Raw genomic sequence first — 20,270 nt, forward strand, 5'->3', positions numbered from 1 at the left:
TTGTCAAAAGAGATTTATTTTTCTAAAAGCAGACACCACAAAAACTTTAAAATTTATCAAGTTCTAGTTTGAAAAAAGTTTTATTATCTTTTATTCTTTTTGCTACATGCCTGTCATTGATTGGTCAAGAAAACTCTATTCGAATAAAATCTGTTTTAAATCCATCAAAAGACGAACTTCATATTCAACAAGAAATTAAGTTTATCAACAAGTCTGATACTATTTTAAAAAATATATACCTGCACAATTGGGCTAATAGTTATAAAAGCAGAAAAACTCCTTTATCTAAAAGGCTTGTAAAAGATTTTAGAAAAGATTTATATTTTGCAGACAAAAAAGATATAGGCTATTCTACCATAAAAAACTTAAATGTAAATTTTGAAGAAGCAATTTTTGAGGAGTTAGAAAATCAGCAAGATATCATTAAAATTGATTTAAAAGAACATCTTCAGCCTAATGATAGTATAACTATTTCTACAACGTATACAATAAAAATACCAAATGCTAAATTTACAGGTTATGGAAGGCTAGAAAATGGTTATCAGCTTCGTTTTTGGTATATGACTCCTGCTGTTTTTGATGATAAATGGCAATTAATGAGTAATTTAAATTTAGACGATTTATTTGAATATCCAACCGATTTTAAGATAGATATAGATGTACCTAAAGGCTATTTTGTTGAGAGTAACTTATACCAATATGAAACACAAAAAGAAGAAAAAACAAACTACTATTTAGTTGGTAAGAAAAAAACCAATGTAGTTTTAAGCATCAATAAACAAAAACGTTTAAAATCATTTAAAACAAAGAACATTAATATTTATACTAATGTAATTGATGATGAAATGGATGATAAAATTTCTACTGAAATTCTTCAGAAGGAAATTGATTTCATAGAAAAATTTTTGGGTAAATATCCGCACAAAGAAATTTTTATAGATGAAGTCGCACAAAGAAAAAATCCAATTTATGGGTTGAGTCAATTACCAGGTTTTATTCGTCCTTTTTCTGATACTTTTAAATGGGAGCTTACTATTCTAAAAGCACTTTCAAGAAAATATTTAGACAATACTTTATTTTTAAATAATAGAAAAGATGGTTGGTTTCTAGATGGCTTGCAAAATTATTTAATGATAGAGTATGTAGACGAATTTTATCCAAAGCAAAAACTTCTAGGAAAATACTCAAAGAATTGGTTTTTAAAAACATTTAATCTTTCTAAATTAGATTTTAATGATAAATATCCTCTTGTCTATCAGTTTAGTGCTAGAAAATTTTTAGATCAATCTTTAAAAACTTCAGCTGATTCACTGTCTAATTTGAATAGAAAGGTTGTAAATAAATATAAAGCTGGTTTAGGCTTTCGATATTTAAGAGGTTATTTGGGTAAAGACAAACTAAACAAAGCTCTAGAGGAATTTTATCAAAAAAATAAACTAAAAATCACCTCTAGTACTACTTTCGAAAAACTCTTAACAAAAAAAACAAATACAGATTTAGCCTGGTTTTTTGGAGATTATATCAACTCTAATAAAAAGATAGACTATACTATTGATAAAGTTGTAGAAGTAGGAGACAGCTTAAAAGTTACCATAAAAAACAAGAGAAATATTACAACTCCAGTATCTTTATATGGTGTTAAAGACAAAAAAATAAAGTTTAAAAAATGGATTACCAATGTTGATGACAAAAAGGTGGTAACACTCCCTAAAGGTGATTTTAATAAACTTGCATTAAACTACGAAAACCTTTATCCTGAACTTAATTCGTTAGATAATTGGAAATCTTTAGAGAAAAAAATATTTAATAAGCCTTTAAAGTTTTCTTTAGTTAAAGACATCCAAGATCCTTATTACAATCAGTTGTTTTATCAACCAAATTTTAGTTATAACTTTTATAACGGATTGATATTGGGTGTGGGACTTCATAACAAACCATTAATAAAAAGATATTTAGAAGTAAACCTCTCCCCTTCTTATGCTACAAAAAGTCAATCTTTAATTGGTAGTTTTTCAGTAATTTACAATCAATTTTTTGAGAAGACTAACATCTACAAAATAATGTATGGTATGTCTGGTGTAACTCTAGATTATGCTCCTAATCTCTCTTATAAATCTTTACTTCCTTTTGTAAATGTGGTGTTTAAGAGAAAAGATTTAAGAGATGCTACTTACGAAGCTGTAACCTCAAGAATACTTCATATTGACAAAGAAGTAGCAGAAGGAGAGCCGAGAACTGCAGAAGATAATTACACTATATTTAACCTTCAGTACAACTACATAAACCCTGATATAATTAAAGAATTTCGCTACAACTACAATTTAGAAGTTGCTCAAAACTTCTCTAAAGTCTCTGCTGATTTACGTTATCGAGCTTTAACTGCATCAGACAGACAGTTAGATTTTAGAATTTTTGCGGGTGCTTTTATAAGTAATAAAACCGAAGGAGATTATTTTAGTTTTGGATTAGATAGAGCAAACGATTACTTATTTCAATTAAACTATTTTGGGCGTTCTGAAGAAAGTGGTTTTTTTAGCCAACAATATATCATTGCTGAAGGTGGATTTAAATCTGTATTGCCCACAAGATTTGCAAATCAATATATGCTTTCTCTAAATTCTAGCATTGGTTTATGGAAATGGATTGAATTTTATAACGATGTCGCTTTTCTTAAAAACAGAAATGCACCTGTTTATTTTGCGTACAACAATGGCATCCGATTTAATTTTGTACATAATATATTAGAAGTATATTTCCCTTTGTATTCTAACAATGGTTGGGAGGTTACACAAAGAGCATATCCACAAAGAATACGTTTTACACTTACTGCACAGCTAGGTCCTATTTTTAATTTTATCAGAAGAGGTCTTTTCTAATTATTAAACAAAAGCCTATTTTTTGTATAATTATCAACAAAATTGAGTTTTATATTCTTTTTTTTAACATATTCTTAACCAAATTAGATATTTTTAAATATCAATTAAAAAAACTATCTTTGCAAAACTTTAAATCTCCATATTATGATGCAAAAAACGCTTACTACAAATACGCAAGAAATATCATTTAACGAATTTAAAAAAGAAGTTTTAAACGATTATAGAATTGCAAAAATTAGTAGAGAGTGTAGCTTACTTGGCAGACGTGAAGTACTTACAGGCAAAGCTAAATTTGGTATTTTTGGAGATGGTAAAGAAGTACCTCAATTGGCTATGGCTAAAGCTTTTCTTAAAGGAGATTTTAGATCTGGTTATTACAGAGATCAAACTTTTATGATGGCTATTGGTGAGCTTACAGCTCAACAGTTTTTTGCAGGTTTGTACGCACATACAGATATTGAAGCAGACCCAATGTCTGCAGGAAGACAAATGGGTGGTCATTTTGCAACCCATAGTCTTAATGAAGATGGAAGCTGGAAAAATCTCACACAACAATACAATTCGAGTTCTGATATTTCTCCAACTGCAGGTCAAATGCCGCGTTTATTAGGTTTAGCACAAGCTTCAAAAATTTACAGAAACGAGAAAAGTGTTCAGGATAAAACTAATTTTTCTAATAAAGGAAATGAAGTTGCTTGGGGTACAATTGGTAACGCAAGTACAAGTGAAGGCTTATTTTTTGAAACCATAAATGCAGCTGGAGTTTTACAAGTACCTATGGTAATGAGTGTTTGGGATGATGAATATGGTATATCAGTTCATGCAAAATACCAAACAACAAAAGAAAGTATTTCAGAAATTTTAAAAGGATTTCAAAGGGATAAAAAGAACAAAGGTTATGAAATTTTTGTGGTAAATGGTTGGGATTATGTCCAATTGATGGATGTATATCAAAAAGCAGCAAAAATTGCAAGAGAAGAACATGTACCAGTTTTAATTCATGTAAAAGAATTAACACAACCTCAAGGACATTCTACTTCTGGTTCTCATGAAAGATATAAAGATAAGGAACGTTTGCAATGGGAAAAAAACCATGATTGTATTGCTAAAATGCGAGAGTGGATTTTAGATTTCGAGTTAGAAACAGAAACTGGTGAAACTTTACGCTTTATAGATTCTGAAGAAGAAATGATTCTACTAGAAAAAGCGGCAAAAAAAGAGGTAACCAATGCAAAAAGAAATGCTTGGAATGCCTACTTAAATGAAATAAAGGCTGAAGGTACTTTAGTATGTCAATTATTAGAAAGAGTTGCCAAAAAAAGTTTAAACGGAACATTCATCAACAAATATAAAAACGATTTACAAAGCAATATAGAACCTACTAGAAAAGATGTTTTATCTACTGCTAGAAAATGTTTGTGGCATATAAAAGATGAAAACTTTTCTGAAAAAATTGAGCTTCAAAATTTTATAAAATCAGCTATAAAAACAGCTTATGATAAGTATTCTACGTTTTTAACCAATGATGATGATAACAATGTTTTATCTATAGAAGAACAAAAACCTTCGTATTCTAAAGAAAAGAATTTAGTTGATGCTAGAATTATAATGCGAGATAATTTTGATGCTATCTTAAAAAAACATGATGATGTTGTTATTTTTGGAGAAGATGCTGGTTATATAGGTGATGTAAATCAAGGGTTAGAAGGTTTACAAGAAAAATATGGAGACATTAGAATTTCTGACACAGGAATTCGTGAAGCCACTATAATTGGACAAGGTATTGGTTTGGCTATGAGAGGTTTACGACCAATTGCAGAAGTGCAATATTTAGATTACTTGCTGTATGCGCTTCAAATTATGAGTGATGATTTAGCGACTTTGCGTTACAGAACTTTCGGCAAACAAAAAGCACCTTTAATCATAAGAACTCGTGGACACAGATTAGAAGGTATTTGGCATGCTGGTTCGCCTATGGGAGGCATTATAAATAATGTAAGAGGAATTCACGTTTTAGTACCTAGAAATATGACGAAAGCTGCTGGTTTTTACAATACACTTTTAGAAGGTGATGACCCAGCTTTAGTTATAGAATGTTTAAATGGTTATCGACTAAAAGAAGAATTACCAACTAATTTAGGCGAATTTAAAACTCAAATTGGAGTAGTTGAAACAGTAAAAGAGGGGAAAGATATAACAGTGGTTTCTTATGGTTCTACTTTACGTTTGGTACAAGATGCTGCTAAAGATTTAGCACAAGTAGGTATAGATATCGAAATTATTGATGCACAATCTTTACTACCTTTTGATTTAAATCACGATTGTGTAAAAAGTTTGGCAAAAACCAACAAATTATTGGTTGTTGATGAAGATGTTCCTGGAGGAGCTTCTGCCTATATTCTACAAGAGGTTTTAGAAAACCAAAATGGATATCAATATTTAGATAGCAAACCAGCAACCTTAACTTCTAAAGCACATAGACCTGCTTATGGTACAGATGGTGATTATTTCTCAAAACCTTCTGCTGAAGATATTTTTGAAAAAGTGTATGACATTATGCATGAAGAAAATCCGCAAAAATTTAAGAGTTTGTATTAAGAGCAAATCTTTTTATTAATTTCTCCCTTTTTCATTAGGGTATAATTTTGTGAGTACATCACTTTGCCAAAATTCTTTAGAATCAATATCTAAAATTGTTAATTTACCTTTGAAAGCAGCACCTGTATCAACGTTAATTAAATTATAAGCAAATATTGGTTCGTTAATTTTATAATTTGTAGTTGGTGTATGTCCAATATAAATCTCTTTGTAGTGCGTGAACCTTTGTGGCATTTTATTTTCTATTTTCTTTGAGGGTAATTCTTCAGCCAATAAAGCTGTTTCTAAAAGTGTTCTATCCCAGTAATAGTTAGATTGATATTCTTCTCTTGTTACTCCATGCATAGAGGTAAAACCTGCGTGTATAAAGAGCCTTTGATTAAAATCAATATAGTAGTTCTTTAAACTTTCAAAAAAATTCAAGTGTTTTTTACTAGTGATTAATCCAGTTTTAATATAACTATCAATAGTTTCCTTTCCTCCGTGAGCAAGCCATATAGGATTACTTTTCCCTTCAGTTAACCATAACTTACACCATAAATCATGATTTCCTAAAATAAATATACATTCTTGCTTTTCTGATAAACTTATGAGTTTATCAATTGTCTGGGGAGATTCACTCCATCCATCTACATAATCTCCAAGAAATATCAACTTATCCTGTACTGTCACTTTTGCCTTATCTAATACCTGCTCCAAAGCACGATAACCTCCATGAATATCTCCAATTACTAAAGTTCTCATAATTAAAAAATAATTAATTCGACAGGCACTTCATCAGTTAACCAAACTCCATTTTCAGATTTATAGAATTTGTATCCTTTTCTTTGCATTTCCAAAGCTTTGATTGTAAGAATTATGGGTTTACCTCTTCTAGAACCTACTTTTATAGCAGTTCCTTTGTTTGCACTTAAATGAACGTGTTGTCTTTTCATCTTTTGTAAACCATTAGATTTTATTAACCCAATAAATCTTTCAACAGTTCCGTGAAATAAAAATTCTGGAGGAACTTGTGCCTTTAAATCTAGATCGACGGTCTTTAAAGAATGCCCTTGATTTGCTCTAATTTTAGTTTTATCAGCATTAAAACTGAACCTTTGTTTGTCATTAGTAACTACTATTTCTTCTAATTCTACAAACGTAAATTTTAGATTTGATTTATCTAAAATATCATTAATCAAAGCCCAACCATTTTCATCTAACTGCAATCCTATTTTTTCTGGCTGATGTCTTAAAATCAGACTTAAAAACTTGCTGATTTGTTTTTTATATTGTGGTGTCATTTTTTAATATTTTCTCATAAATCGAAAAGTTTTCCTCATCAAAACAAACAAAAATCACTTCTTCAATTGTATTATTATTTTTGTACCTTTTTATAGTTCCAATAGCTATTTGAGCTGCTATTTTTTTTGGGAATTTATATATACCAGTACTTATATTTGGAAAAGCGATACTTTTTACATCATTCTGATTCGCTAATATCACTGAATTCTGATAACAGTTTCTCAAAAGAGCCTCTTTTTCAAAACCTCCTTTATTCCAAACTGGACCAACTGTATGGATTACATACTTCGCATCTAATTTTCCAGCAGTTGTAATTACAGCTTCTCCAACCTTACAACTTCCTTGTTTATTTCTTATTTCTTTACAAGCGTTTAAAATTTCAACTCCACCTTTTTTATGAATTGCACCATCAACCCCAGAACCCCCTAATAAAGAAGTATTGGCTGCATTAACAATTGCATCAACTTTTATTGTTGTAATATCTGATTTTATGACACTTATTTTCATTATTTATTTAAAATCATAAACAAAAACGTCTAATTTTTCGTTTAAAAGTATTTCACTAATAATAAATTCAATTTCTTCCCATTTTCCTCCAGCCAAACCACAGCCAATTCTTGGCATATGTATACTTGCTTCTAAATTATTTGCTTGAACTGCAATTTTACGCAAACATTCTTTAACTGCTTCATACCTTATTGGTGCAATATTGTTTTTACTTTTCAATCCTTGTTGTGCAATCATATTCCCAATAAAAACATCTTCATCAACTTTTACAATTTGAATCGCTCCCAATGAGAAATCATTTTGTAATCTATTCTTATACCATTCTCTGTAAGATTTTTCTGGTGCTTTCCATTTATTAGAAATTGCTAAAACAAAACCTTTTCCCCAACCTCCAACATCATTACAGATATGTACAATTATTTTATTTCCTTTTGTTTTTGGAGTTGTTGCATCTCCTTCTAAATATGTAATCTTTTTCATTTTTTATAAATTAAAACACTTATTTGTTAAACTTAAACAACTTTATATTGTGTTACAAAATCATCATCAATATCTTTATAACTATTAGTACAGAAAATATGATTGATACTTTCTTTTAATTCTCTAAAACCAAAATTAAATTGAGCGTGTGTAACATATAAGAATACTTTATTAGCTCCTTGTTTTTTTAATTCTGATGCTAAAAGTTTAAAGGTTCTACCTCCATCTGCTAAATCATCAATTATTAAACAATTCTTTTGGCTTACATTTCCTTGAATCTTTATTTGAGGAATTCCATTAATTCTTACTTTATTTGAAGGGATGATATCAGCATTCAATTTTTCAGCAAAATAATGAGTTGTTTTATAAGCTCCTGCATCTGGGCTTACCAAAACCGGATTTTCAATTTTATTATATGCCTGTTTTACATATTCAAAACAACTAATTTCTGTAGAATTATTAATCAAAGCCAAGGAAACAGCACTATGTGGATGTAAAATTTCTACTTTGTCAAATTTCATACTATTTATAAATTTTGATATTATTTTTAAATCGAAAGATTCATTTGGATGAAATCTTCTGTCTGAACGTTGCCCAATTAAACAATAAATCGTTAAAATAGAAATGTTGCATTTATTTTCTATATCTGCATCCCAAGCATCTTTTACAGCAGCAACTTTAAACAAATCCTCGTAAGTATTTCCTCTTATTTTTATGTGTAGATTTCCATTTTCTACTATTTTAGCAGCTACTTGATTGTCCTTAAATCTTTTGATTTCATATTTCATCTTAAATAATTTTAATTGTAACTTTCTACAAACTCTCTTATTAAGTTACTAGATTTACCATAACTAACAATTTTAACATCTAATGGTAAATACTTAAATTTTTCTATAACTTTATATAAAGATTCTAAAATCCAATCAATATCATTACCAAAAGCACCTCCACCAACTAAAGTTAAAAAAACTTTGTTTGAACCAAATTTTATCAAATTTTTAATTGATGTATAAAATGTTGCTTCATAAGTTGCTTCAAGAATAAGCCTAGCAAAACTCTCATAATAAAATGTATCTAGTTGACAGTATGAAACAGGTAAAGCAGAACAGTATATTTGAGAAACATTATGTCTAGCATTTTTAATTGTAACTTCAGTATCCCATTGTATTCCAACTTTCAATTTGCCCTTTAAAAACTCTCGTTCCTTATTATTTAATTTACTTATCTGTTTATTAATGTTTAAAATACCATTTTGGTTAATTAAAGCATATCCATTTTTCATTTCCCACAAAGAAAACTCCTTATTATTTAACGCTCTACCAATATCTTTCAAACAATTAATTTGCCTATTTCTTGTTTGCCCAATTTGTCCATTTAATTCTACAAAATAATTTCTGTAAATAGTTCCAGCTCCACAAGCGATTGCGCAGGCAGGTCCTTGAGTCAAATCATTTTCATAAAAATCAATTCCATCTTCTGGAGATATATTTGGTTCAATCATTTCTAATAGATTAAACTGTGAAGCAACCTGAAATAAAGAATTTTTATTATTCTCATTACAATGTAAATCCTGAACATCAGCTATAATTTCTGAAACCTTGATATTTCCTTTAATAGAATCAGTAATCTTTGTTTTTCTTAACTTTTCCAAAGAAATTACTTGCAGTTCTCCATAATTTAATACCCTTTTATTTATTTTTGAAATAATATTTTTACCATCAACAAAAATATTATCTTTTACTTTTTGAACTGAAGTTTCTTCAAAACCAGTAAGTTTTTTAAACCACATAACTTATAAATTTAAACTAATTATTTCTCTAATTTTTGCTAAATTCGTTTGATTATAAAACTCTCCATTTTCATAAATTACTTTTAATTCTCCTTCTTTTTCCTCTAATTCAGAAACCTCATCAATCAAACTATACTCATTATTTTTAAGCACTACCTTTAGCAAACCTTTTGCTGATTTCTTAATTCCATTATCCGTAATTGGGTCTTTAAAAATTTCTCTTCTTTTACCATTTACAACAACTGATGTTGCTTTCATTGCAAATCCAAAAGTATCTCTAGTGTTAAATTGATAGGTAAAAGAACCTATTCCTAAAACTACATTTGTAGATGCGAATCCTTTATGGAACAAACGTTTACAAATCTCTTCTGCTCTATCTGTTGTAATACTGTCTCCATAAATTGTTCCCACTTTTGGGTTTAATACTTTAAAACCTTGTTCATTAACAGTTCCTCCAAAAACATCCCAAAGCAACTCAACAACTCCTTTGTCTTTTGGTGAGTTCCCTCCTAAATTCCTGTTTTCACCACAAATTATATCTACAGGATCACCACTATCTGGACGAATGACTAATTTACCATCTCTTGATAAAATTTCCTCTTTTAATTTTGGTAAATAATTGGTGAGTACTTTCCATAAATCCCAAGTATCACTTACTACTGATAAAATTCCTGTTGGGTATGTTTTCATTAAATTTCTAAAAGTTCCTATTTCATCATCTTTTGTACCTGCACACATTACTGAATGTTCTGTTGCATTTACAGAACCAACCACAAAATTTTTAGCATTGTAACTTTTTCTTAAAGTACTAATAACAGGTAAAGAATCTGAACCTAAAAACACACTTGAATGCCCTATTCCAGATAAAATTGCGCTTTGTAGTCCACTCATTCCTCTCATAGAAAAATCGTGGCCTTGAAACTCAATAAATTCTAAATTATTACAATCAGTTTTAATTGCCCATTTTTTGAAAATCCTCTTATATAAAATTGCAATTGTAGCTGATGTCATAGGCTGCCACAACATAGTTGATAAAATAGTCTCTAAAAAATTCGTAACCCAATAAAACTCTTTATGAGTATTTACTACTGATAACATTGGCACTCTTACTGGAACTTCTACCCCTTCTTGAATTGATTTTACAGTTATAGGCAAGTATTGTAAATCGTGTAATTTCTCAAAATGTGAAACATCATAATCTGTATTTAAATACAAAGACAGTTCCTCTTTAATTTCATTACAAACTATTGACTTTTCTTTTGAGAAGAAATTATTATCAAAATAATTATGCAACCATTTCATTACATATTGCTGACCAAAAGAAACTACTTTGTTACAGCCTTTTGGAGCATATTTGTTGCTTCTTGGTGTCCAATTAGAATAAACCTCTTCTGTTCCTTCTGGATATTGCTGATGATGTCCTGTTTTGTAACCGTCTGTTAAAAATAATGCGTTCATAATAATAATATATATTTGCGTAATTATGACACAAATATACATCGAAACATTAGTTCTACAAAATTTATTTTGTGTTACTTTTACACTAATTATTTAAAACACTATATATCAGTTAATTAAATTTCGAAAATTATTCCTTCTTTCTTGAGTTGAAAGTATCTTTTTTGATTGAATTGGAATAAATTAGCTGGTCTTCCTGAACCTTTAGATACTTTTTCATCCAATTCATCCAAGACATTTAACCCTACTATTTTCTTTCTGAAGTTTCGTCTGTCCACTTTTCTTCCTAAAAGTGTACTGTATAATTTTTCTAAATCAGAGAAGGGAAACTTTTTATCTAACAATTCAAAACCTATGGGCTCATAAGTTATTTTGCTTTGTAATCTTTTAATGGCAAGTTCTAGAATCTCTTTATGATCGAAAGATAATTCTGGTAATTCATCAATAGAAAACCATTGTGCATCTTCTGCATCTGTAGATGCAAATAATTTAAACGCGTCTGGCCTAACCAAACCAAAATAAGCAATAGAAACAATTCTTCCTCTTGGATCTCTTTCTGGCTGTCCAAAAGTATACAGCTGTTCTAAATAATTGATTTTTATACCAGTTTCTTCATAAAGCTCTCTTTCTACAGCTTGTTCTAAAGATTCGTCACCTTGAATAAAACCACCAGGAATTGCCCACTTATTTTTAAACGGTTCGTATTTTCTTTTGATAAGCAAAACTGTAATTTTACCTTCTTCATACCCGAAAACAACTGCATCTATTGTTAATTTTATTGACTGACTCATAAATATGTGTTTAGAATACACAAAAATAAGAAATCCAGTTTTAACATAATCCATTAAAGAAATGATTAAACTTTTATTATTTTAGAATTTCAATTTTATAACCAAATTCATCATGAAAAAAGTTCTTCTATTTTCTTTGATGCTAGCTTTTTTACTCCCTATACAAGTTAATGCACAAAAGAAAAAATCAAAAAAAGATAAAACAACTCAAACACCTTCAAAATCAAAAAAAAGTAAAAAACCAACTTACAAAACGTATGTAAATGCTAAAACAAAAACCGATGAAGGTTTGTTTAAAGTTCATCATAATAATGGAAAATATATTTATGAGATACCAAAATCGCATTTAGGAAAAGAATTACTTTTAGTAACTAGAATAAAAGATATTCCTGCTGGTTTAGGTGGTGGTTATGTAAATGCGGGTTCAAAAATAAATACACAAGTTGTGGTTTGGGAGCAATTTCAAAAGAAAATTTTACTAAAAGTAAAATCGTACAATGCAGTTGCTAACGACTCCTTACCTATTTATAAATCTGTAAAAGCCAATAATTTAGAACCTATTATTTATGCTTTTGATATTAAAACCCAAAACCCAGATTCTACTGCTGTTTTAGTCGATGTTACTAAATTTTTCTCATCAGATATTAAAGCAATTTCTGCTTTACCTTCTTTTTTTAGAACACGTTATAAAGTAAGAAGATTAGATGCTTCTCGTAGTTTTATCAATAGTATTAAAAGCTATCCTAAAAATATTGAGGTAATTCAAGATTTTACTTATGATGCTTCAGCACCACCAAGTAATAGAAATACGAATACCATTACCATACGTGTAAATCAATCTATGATTGTATTACCAGAAGATAAAATGATGCCAAGATTGTATGACAAACGTGTAGGTTATTTTTCAATAGGTAATGTAGATTATAGCTCTGAAGCTTTAAAAGCAGATAGCAAAAGATATATAAGACGTTGGCGTTTAGAACCAAAAGATATGGCTGCTTACAATCGTGGAGAATTGGTAGAACCTAAAAAACCAATTGTCTACTATTTAGATCCTGGCACACCAGAAAAATTAAGAAAATACATTAAACAAGGTGTAGATGATTGGGCTAAAGTTTTTGAAACGGCTGGTTTTAAAAATGCTATTATGGCAAAATATCCACCTACAAAAGAAGAAGACCCAGAATTTAGTATGGAAGATGTGCGTTATTCCTCTATTAGATACGTAGCTAGTACAACCAGAAATGCAACTGGCCCTAGTGTTTCTGATCCAAGAACTGGAGAAATTATAGAGAGTGATATTATTTGGTATCACAATCACTTACGTTCGTATAGAAATCGTTATTTATTAGAAACAGGCGCAGCAAACCCGTCAGCTAGAACTTTAGATACTCCAGCTGAAGAAATAGGCGAAATGATGCGTATGGTAATTTCTCATGAAGTTGGTCATGCTTTAGGTTTGCCTCATAATATGGCTGCTAGTTATGCCTATCCTGTAGATAGTTTACGATCTGGAAAGTTTACACAAAAAATGGGTATAGCAGCTACCATTATGGATTATGCACGCTACAATTACATTGCACAACCAGGTGATAAAAACATTCGATTTATACGTCAATTAGGGCCTTATGACCACTACTCTATCAATTGGGGATATAGATTAGTCCCAAATGCTAATACTCCTGAACAAGAAGTAAAGACTTTAAATAAATGGATTGAAGACAAAGCTGATAATCCTATCTACAGATTTGGAGCACAACGTTTTGATCCATCTGCACAAACAGAAGGCATAGGTAATGATCAGGTTAAAGCATCTACTTATGGTATGAAAAATTTGAAAATTGTTGCTAAAAATCTTTCAAAATGGACATCGAACCAAACCAATAATTATGAAGATTTATCAGAATTATATGGAGAATTATTAGGAGTTTGGAGTAGATATGTGGGTCATGTAACTGGTAATATTGGTGGAGTTTATGAAGTAAATAAAAAACCTACTCAAAAAGGATTTGTTTACGAACCAGTTGACAAAGCAAAACAAAAAGAAGCAATGGCTTGGCTACAACAAAATGCATTTAAAACACAAAATTGGTTACTAGATAAGTCTATTTTAGCCAATATTGATGAAAGTGGTTATACCAACAACATGCTACGCTTACAAAACAGACAGTTATATACACTTTTAAATCCTAGAAGATTAGAAAGAATGATAGATGCTGAAGTTTTGGATAACAAAACATATACTGCTTTAAATATGATTCGCGATTTAAGAATTGGTATTTTTTCTGAAGCCAATTACACTAGAAATGTTGATGTATTTAGACGTAGTTTGCAAAAATCTTATATTGATGGAATGGGTAGGCTACTCAACTCAAAAAACACCATGCATGCAGATATCAAATCTATAATAAGAGGAGAATTAGAAGGCTTAAATTTTCAACTATCTATTGCTAAAAACAGAAAAGTAAACAGAATTACAAAATATCATTATAAAGATTGTTTAGCTAAAATTAGAAATATTTTAGACCCTAAATAATTATTTACTTCTTAATAAACTATTACCTATTGCACAATGTAAACAACGTTTCTTTGTGCAATAGTTGTTTTTTAACTCTAGTAAAGCTTGACTTTCCATTGCATTTTTTGCAATAACATTAGCATCAGAAAATTTAGAAATTATACTATTTTTTTCTGGTTTTAACTGATGGATTAAATATAGAATATCATCTTCAAAAGCTTCTCCTCTATTTTTTAGAAACACAAATTTTAAAGGAATAATTGTATTGATTACTAGTAAATCTATAAAAGATTTTGTTAACTTTTTTGATGATTGTTTTGATGTATTTTCAAAAGTGAAATGTGTTTTCCAAAATTCAGAAACCTCGATTGTAAACAAATCATAAACCTCATTTAAATCTTTTACTTTAATCAATTTAGAAAATAAATTTTGATGATTATTTAAAAGTGCTGAAAGTTGGGCAATTCTTATGGTTGGAAAATTGTGAGGTCGCATTCTAAAAAACTGAAAGTAATTTTTAGAAAGTGGAGTTAAATTATATTTATGTTGTAAATATTGATATTCTTTTTTTAACTGTTGGTGATAAACTTCTTCTATTTCATCTTCCAAAAATCCTGATAGACCAAATAATAATGCAGACAATTGATGCTTATTATGAGATACTTTTCTAACCACAGAAAAATCTATAGAAGTTGCAAACTTTAAAAATGCTTCTCCATTAATTTTGAGTCCGAAGTTTTTAGCTAATAACTGAAATAAAACTGCCTCAAAATCATTATTTGACTTTTGCAATAATTGGTCAATTACTTTAGCTTTTTGTTCTAATCTTTCAAAGTATAAACGCTCTAACCAATTATCAATCAAAAAATTATCAACAGCCCTAATTTGATACTGACAAGGAATCCAATTTTGTTTATTATGTAGTAGTTTTTTGTAATTATCTAGTAGATTTTTATCAACAAAATTTTGAAGTTCTAATGTAGGTAAAGCCTGATTATTTTTCATAAAAACATCAACATCATGCCCCCAAACTACGTGTAAAATTACAGCATCGTAATTAGTATCTTCTTCATGTTTATGCAAATACCAATCAGATGATTTTACATGCATTTCTACATTACCAGCCCAAAGTTGATTATCAATTTTTAGTTGTGCATTTAAAAAATCTGGTCCTTCATTTTTATTATGATTTCCAGTTTTAAGAACAGCTATATTTTGATGATTTATAGTTTGTAAATTAGTGGTAGAAAAAAGTTTGTATTGCCAAATATAATACAAGAAATCTTCGTTCATAGTTTTTTGTTTTCAAGGTACAAAAAATTTATATGTTCATCAATTTTACTAATCAATCTATGCAAACAAACCTAATTTATTAAAGTATTTTTGCATTTCAAATTATAAACATGAATTCAATAGAAAGTTTGCAATGGCGTTATGCAGTCAAAAAATTTGATAGTGATAAAATGCTTACAGTGCAACAAATAGACATATTAAAACAAGCCTTCAATTTAACTGCAACTTCTTATGGCCTGCAACCTTTAAAGTTGTTGGTTATTAAAAATAAGACGTTACAAAAAGAATTGGTGGCTCATTCTTGGAATCAACCACAGGTGTACGAAGCTTCACATTTATTAGTTATTTGTGTACCTAAATCATACTCAAAAAAAGAAGTTACCAAGTATTTTGAATTGGTTAAAAATGTTAGAAACACCCCAGATAAAATCATCAATCCATTTAAAGATTTTTTAACTAAAGAAATTGAAGGTAAAACTCAAGAAGATTTATTTTTATGGAATAAAAATCAAGCCTATTTAGCTTTAGGAAACTTGCTCACAGTCTGTGCACTAGAAAAAATTGATGCTTGCCCAATGGAAGGTTTTATTCCTGCTAAATATGATGAAGTATTACATCTTACTAAACAAAATTTAACTTCAGTTTTAGTATTACCTGTTGGTTTTAGGGCAGAAGATGATTATATGAAAGACTTGAAAAAGGTGAGAAAAAATATAGAAGAAACTGTAATTGAAATCAACTAACTCATAAATGTATTTATGTATTATTGATAGATAAAACAAAAATTATGAATCAAGATATTAGAAATTTAGCACCAAAAAGCGTTTGGAATCATTTTGCAGATTTAAATGCTGTTCCTCGTCCTTCAAAAAAAGAAGAAAGAGTTATACAATTTATGGTTGATTTTGGTAAAAACCTTAATCTTGATACCATAGTAGATAAGGTAGGTAATGTCATCATTAAAAAACCTGCTACTTCTGGTATGGAAAACAGAAAAAAAATAGTAATACAAGGACATTTAGATATGGTGCATCAAAAAAATGCAGATACTATTTTTGATTTTGATACACAAGGCATTGAAATGTTTGTAGATGGAGATTGGGTAAAAGCAAAAGGCACTACTTTAGGAGCAGACAATGGTTTAGGTGTTGCAGCAATTATGGCTGTTTTGTCTTCTACAAATATTGCTCATCCTGCAATCGAAGCACTATTTACCATTGATGAAGAAACTGGAATGACTGGTGCAATGGGTCTTGAATCTGGCATTTTAGAAGGTGAAATTTTACTCAATTTAGATACAGAAGAAGATGACGAAATTGGCATTGGTTGTGCAGGAGGTATAGATATTACTGCTACACAAAATTACCAAGAAGAAAAAACAGCAGAAAACACTATTGCTTATTCTATTTCAGTCACTGGTTTACAAGGAGGCCATTCAGGAATGGATATTATTAAAGGTTTGGGGAATGCGAATAAAATAATGAATCGTTTATTGTTTAATGGTTTTGAAAAATATGGTTTACGAATTGCTTCTTTACATGGTGGTAGTTTGCGAAATGCTATACCAAGAGAAAGTTTTGCAACTATTATAATTGATAAAACTTCAAAAGATTCATTTACAACTGAAAATCATCAATTAATTAGCAATATTAAGAACGAATTTAAATCATTAGAACCGAACTTAACTATAGAAATTAATAAAGTTGAAACACCAAAAACTGTTATTCCTGTTGCAATGCAAGAGCAATTGACAAAAGCAATTTATGCTACACTAAATGGTGTGTATAGAATGAGTCCTGATGTAGAAAATTTAGTAGAAACCTCTAACAATATTGCAAAAATCACAGTCGAAAAAGAGCAAATAGAAGTACTTTGTTTAACGCGTTCATCATCTGAAAGTAATAAAATAGATTTAACAAATTCTATTCGTGCTGCTTTTGAATTGGCTGGTTTTTCTGTTGATTGTTCTGGAGAATATCCAGGTTGGTTACCAAATCTCGATTCTTCAATTTTAAAAACAGTTGTACACTCATACAAAACTTTGTTTAATGAAGCCCCTAATGTAGCAGCTTGTCATGCAGGTTTAGAATGTGGAATTTTAGGTAAAAACTATCCAAAAATGGAAATGATTTCCTTTGGACCAAATATAAAAGGAGCACATTCTCCTGATGAAAGAGCACAAATTTCATCAACACAAAAATTTTGGAAACTGCTTTTACACATTTTAGAAAACATTCCTAAAACTAGTTTTTAAACACTTTTTAAATTGTTTAAAAACTATCAGATTTAAAACGCAACTCACTAATTTTTAGAATATTATATTTTTATATTTTTGTTAACATCTTTGCTATTGTAAAGAAATAAAAAAATGTAATTTTACTATTCGATAACATTTAGTTTTATGGGAAAAATAATTGCTATTGCAAATCAAAAAGGTGGTGTAGGAAAAACAACAACAAGCGTTAATTTAGCTGCTTCTTTGGGTGTTTTAGAAAAAAAAATTTTATTGATAGATGCTGATCCACAAGCAAATGCAACTTCTGGTTTAGGTGTTGATGTAGAAGGTGTTGAGTTTGGCACTTATCAAGTTTTAGAACATACGATTTCAGCAAAAGAAGCAATTGTAGAGACTAATTCACCCAATGTTTCTATTATACCTGCTCACATAGATTTAGTTGCTATAGAAATAGAATTGGTAGATAAGCAACATAGAGAATATATGTTGCAAAAATCATTATCATCTTTAAAAAATGATTATGATTATATCTTAATAGATTGTGCACCTTCTTTAGGTTTAATCACCTTAAACTCTTTAGTTGCTGCAGATTCAGTTATTATTCCTATTCAGTGTGAATACTTTGCTTTAGAAGGTTTAGGAAAGCTTTTAAACACTATAAAAAGTATACAAAATATACATAATGCCAATCTTAATATAGAAGGTTTATTATTAACGATGTTTGATTCTCGTTTACGTTTATCAAATCAAGTTGTAGACGAAGTAAGAAAGCACTTTTCTAGCATGGTTTTCGATACAATTATTAGAAGAAATACACGTTTAGGAGAAGCACCAAGTTATGGCGAAAGTATTATTGCTTATGATGCTACTAGTAAAGGTGCTGTAAATTACTTAAATTTGGCACAAGAAATCTTAAAAAAGAATTCGTAAATGGCAAAAGCTACCAAAAAGCAAGCTTTAGGAAGAGGATTATCTGCTCTATTACAAGAAACACCTAACATTAATTCTGCACAAGATAAAAATGCAGATAAAGTTGTTGGTAGTATTATTGAAATTGAACTAGATAGTATTGAAGTAAATCCATATCAGCCAAGAACATATTTTGATGAGGAAGCACTACGTGAATTAGCAAGTTCTATTAAAGAATTAGGTGTTATTCAACCTATTACAGTTCGTAAATTAAAAGGAAATCAGTTTCAATTGGTTTCTGGTGAACGTAGATTTAGAGCATCAAAATTAATTGGTAACAAAACCATACCAGCTTATATAAGAATTGCCAACGACCAAGAAATGCTAGAAATGGCATTGGTTGAAAACATTCAGCGTAAAAATTTAGACCCAATAGAAGTGGCTCTTTCTTATCAACGCTTAATTGATGAAATTCAGCTTACTCAAGAAGAATTAAGCACAAGAGTTGGTAAAAAACGCTCTACAGTTACAAACTATTTACGTTTACTAAAACTAGACCCAATCTTACAAACAGGCATGCGAGATGGATTTATTTCTATGGGGCATGGACGTGCAATGATTAATGTAGATAATACAGAAGATCAATTAGCAATTTACGAGAAAATTTTACGTGACAAATTATCTGTTAGGCAAACAGAAGAATTGGTAAAAAGTTTGAAAACTGGAAAAATTGCTAAACCCAAAGCAAAGCCTGTTCCTACTTTTATAAAAAATAGTAAAAAAGAAATCAGTGAGTTCTTTGGTCATAAAATAGATATTTCTGTAAGCTCTAATGGAAAAGGGAGAATTAGTATCCCTTTTCATTCTGAAGAAGATTTTAATCGAATTAAAAACTTATTAAAATAAGTGTTTTTTAAAAAAATCATATTTGTTTTCTTTCTATTATTTCTTTCTGCAAATCTTCTTGCTCAAAAAGATTCTATAAATAATGTTATAAATACAAAAGAGTTAAAAAAGATTGATAGAAAGTTAAAACGACAACAAAGAAAACTTAAAAAACAACAAGGAGTTTACAATCCGTTATCGCCATCAAAAGCAGCTTTTTATTCAGCTATTTTTCCAGGAATGGGTCAAGCCTACAATAAAAAATATTGGAAAATTCCTATTGCTTGGGGTATGGTAGCAATACCTGCTTACTATTATCAGATAAACAATAGTGATTATAGACGTTTCAGAAATGCATATAGATTAAGAAAAGCAGGGTTACCTGATGAATTTACAGAAAATGGAGTTGAATTATTATCTACAGAAACTCTAGAACGAGCTCAAGAACAATTGAGAGAAAATAGAGATATGTCATTACTAACAGGAGTTATTTTATATATCTTACAAATTGTAGAAGCTAGCGTTAACGCACATCTACTACAATTTAATACAAGTGATGATTTAACATTTAAACCAGTAATGATTCAAAACCCTATTAATCTTGAAGCACCATCTGTTGGTTTACGAATAAAATATACTTTTTAAA

Annotated in this window: 17 protein-coding genes; 8 read left to right on the forward strand and 9 right to left on the reverse strand. The window is 29.5% G+C overall.

Annotated elements, in window-relative coordinates; translation table 11 throughout:
* Positions 1 to 68 precede the first annotated feature (68 nt).
* Together BTO18_RS07470 and BTO18_RS07475 are read left to right on the forward strand one after the other, a co-directional pair.
* Positions 69 to 2,876, forward strand: coding sequence for a gluzincin family metallopeptidase (locus BTO18_RS07470; protein WP_105015623.1), 2,808 nt, complete (start codon positions 69 to 71; stop codon positions 2,874 to 2,876).
* 144 nt (positions 2,877 to 3,020) lie between these two features.
* Positions 3,021 to 5,474, forward strand: a complete 2,454-nt coding sequence (locus BTO18_RS07475; RefSeq protein ID WP_105015624.1) for an alpha-ketoacid dehydrogenase subunit alpha/beta — start codon at positions 3,021 to 3,023, stop codon at positions 5,472 to 5,474.
* A gap of 15 nt (positions 5,475 to 5,489) precedes the next feature.
* Here the strand turns inward: BTO18_RS07475 and BTO18_RS07480 are convergent, their stop codons facing one another.
* From BTO18_RS07480 to BTO18_RS07515, 8 genes are all read right to left on the reverse strand, one after another.
* Positions 5,490 to 6,218, reverse strand: coding sequence for a metallophosphoesterase family protein (locus BTO18_RS07480; protein ID WP_105015625.1), 729 nt, complete (start codon positions 6,216 to 6,218; stop codon positions 5,490 to 5,492).
* Between the two features lie 2 nt (positions 6,219 to 6,220).
* Positions 6,221 to 6,757 (reverse strand): RNA 2'-phosphotransferase, encoded by a 537-nt coding sequence (locus BTO18_RS07485; RefSeq protein WP_105015626.1) that lies wholly within the window; start codon positions 6,755 to 6,757, stop codon positions 6,221 to 6,223.
* Entirely contained in the window at positions 6,741 to 7,265 is a 525-nt protein-coding gene (locus tag BTO18_RS07490) for an O-acetyl-ADP-ribose deacetylase (protein WP_105015627.1), read from the reverse strand. The genes BTO18_RS07485 and BTO18_RS07490 overlap by 17 nt, the downstream gene beginning before the upstream one ends.
* A gap of 3 nt (positions 7,266 to 7,268) precedes the next feature.
* Positions 7,269 to 7,745: a macro domain-containing protein gene (locus BTO18_RS07495; protein WP_105015628.1), complete on the reverse strand. Its 477-nt coding sequence runs from the start codon at positions 7,743 to 7,745 to the stop codon at positions 7,269 to 7,271.
* 32 nt (positions 7,746 to 7,777) lie between these two features.
* On the reverse strand, positions 7,778 to 8,533 hold the full coding sequence (locus BTO18_RS07500; RefSeq protein WP_105015629.1) for a phosphoribosyltransferase family protein: 756 nt from the start codon (positions 8,531 to 8,533) through the stop codon (positions 7,778 to 7,780).
* Between the two features lie 11 nt (positions 8,534 to 8,544).
* On the reverse strand, positions 8,545 to 9,534 hold the full coding sequence (locus tag BTO18_RS07505; protein ID WP_105015630.1) for a hypothetical protein: 990 nt from the start codon (positions 9,532 to 9,534) through the stop codon (positions 8,545 to 8,547).
* Positions 9,535 to 9,537: 3 nt separating this feature from the next.
* On the reverse strand, positions 9,538 to 10,992 hold the full coding sequence (locus tag BTO18_RS07510) for a nicotinate phosphoribosyltransferase (protein ID WP_105015631.1): 1,455 nt from the start codon (positions 10,990 to 10,992) through the stop codon (positions 9,538 to 9,540).
* A 116-nt stretch (positions 10,993 to 11,108) separates the two neighbouring features.
* Positions 11,109 to 11,783 (reverse strand): NUDIX hydrolase, encoded by a 675-nt coding sequence (locus BTO18_RS07515; RefSeq protein WP_105015632.1) that lies wholly within the window; start codon positions 11,781 to 11,783, stop codon positions 11,109 to 11,111.
* Between the two features lie 112 nt (positions 11,784 to 11,895).
* On the opposite strand from BTO18_RS07515, the gene BTO18_RS07520 reads away from it, so the two are divergent.
* Positions 11,896 to 14,319, forward strand: coding sequence for a zinc-dependent metalloprotease (locus BTO18_RS07520; protein ID WP_105015633.1), 2,424 nt, complete (start codon positions 11,896 to 11,898; stop codon positions 14,317 to 14,319).
* Here the strand turns inward: BTO18_RS07520 and BTO18_RS07525 are convergent, their stop codons facing one another.
* A complete protein-coding gene (locus BTO18_RS07525; protein ID WP_105015634.1) occupies positions 14,320 to 15,594 on the reverse strand; it encodes a DUF2851 family protein in 1,275 nt (424 codons plus the stop codon).
* 110 nt (positions 15,595 to 15,704) lie between these two features.
* On the opposite strand from BTO18_RS07525, the gene BTO18_RS07530 reads away from it, so the two are divergent.
* The 5 genes from BTO18_RS07530 (at position 15,705) to BTO18_RS07550 (ending at position 20,269) form a co-directional block, all read left to right on the forward strand.
* Positions 15,705 to 16,337, forward strand: a complete 633-nt coding sequence (locus BTO18_RS07530) for an NAD(P)H-dependent oxidoreductase (RefSeq protein ID WP_105015635.1) — start codon at positions 15,705 to 15,707, stop codon at positions 16,335 to 16,337.
* 44 nt (positions 16,338 to 16,381) lie between these two features.
* Positions 16,382 to 17,848 carry an aminoacyl-histidine dipeptidase gene (locus BTO18_RS07535; RefSeq protein ID WP_105015636.1) on the forward strand — a complete coding sequence of 489 codons (1,467 nt, stop codon included), beginning with the start codon at positions 16,382 to 16,384 and terminating at the stop codon, positions 17,846 to 17,848.
* A gap of 147 nt (positions 17,849 to 17,995) precedes the next feature.
* A complete protein-coding gene (locus BTO18_RS07540) occupies positions 17,996 to 18,760 on the forward strand; it encodes a ParA family protein (protein ID WP_105015637.1) in 765 nt (254 codons plus the stop codon).
* The gene (locus BTO18_RS07545; protein ID WP_105015638.1) at positions 18,761 to 19,645 is read left to right on the forward strand and encodes a ParB/RepB/Spo0J family partition protein; all 885 of its coding nucleotides are present in this window, start codon (positions 18,761 to 18,763) and stop codon (positions 19,643 to 19,645) included. It begins immediately after the preceding gene.
* Entirely contained in the window at positions 19,646 to 20,269 is a 624-nt protein-coding gene (locus BTO18_RS07550) for a DUF5683 domain-containing protein (RefSeq protein ID WP_105015639.1), read from the forward strand.
* Position 20,270 lies beyond the last annotated feature (1 nt).

The organism is Polaribacter porphyrae (genome assembly GCF_002954685.1).
GTDB classification, from domain to species: Bacteria; Bacteroidota; Bacteroidia; order Flavobacteriales; family Flavobacteriaceae; genus Polaribacter; species Polaribacter porphyrae.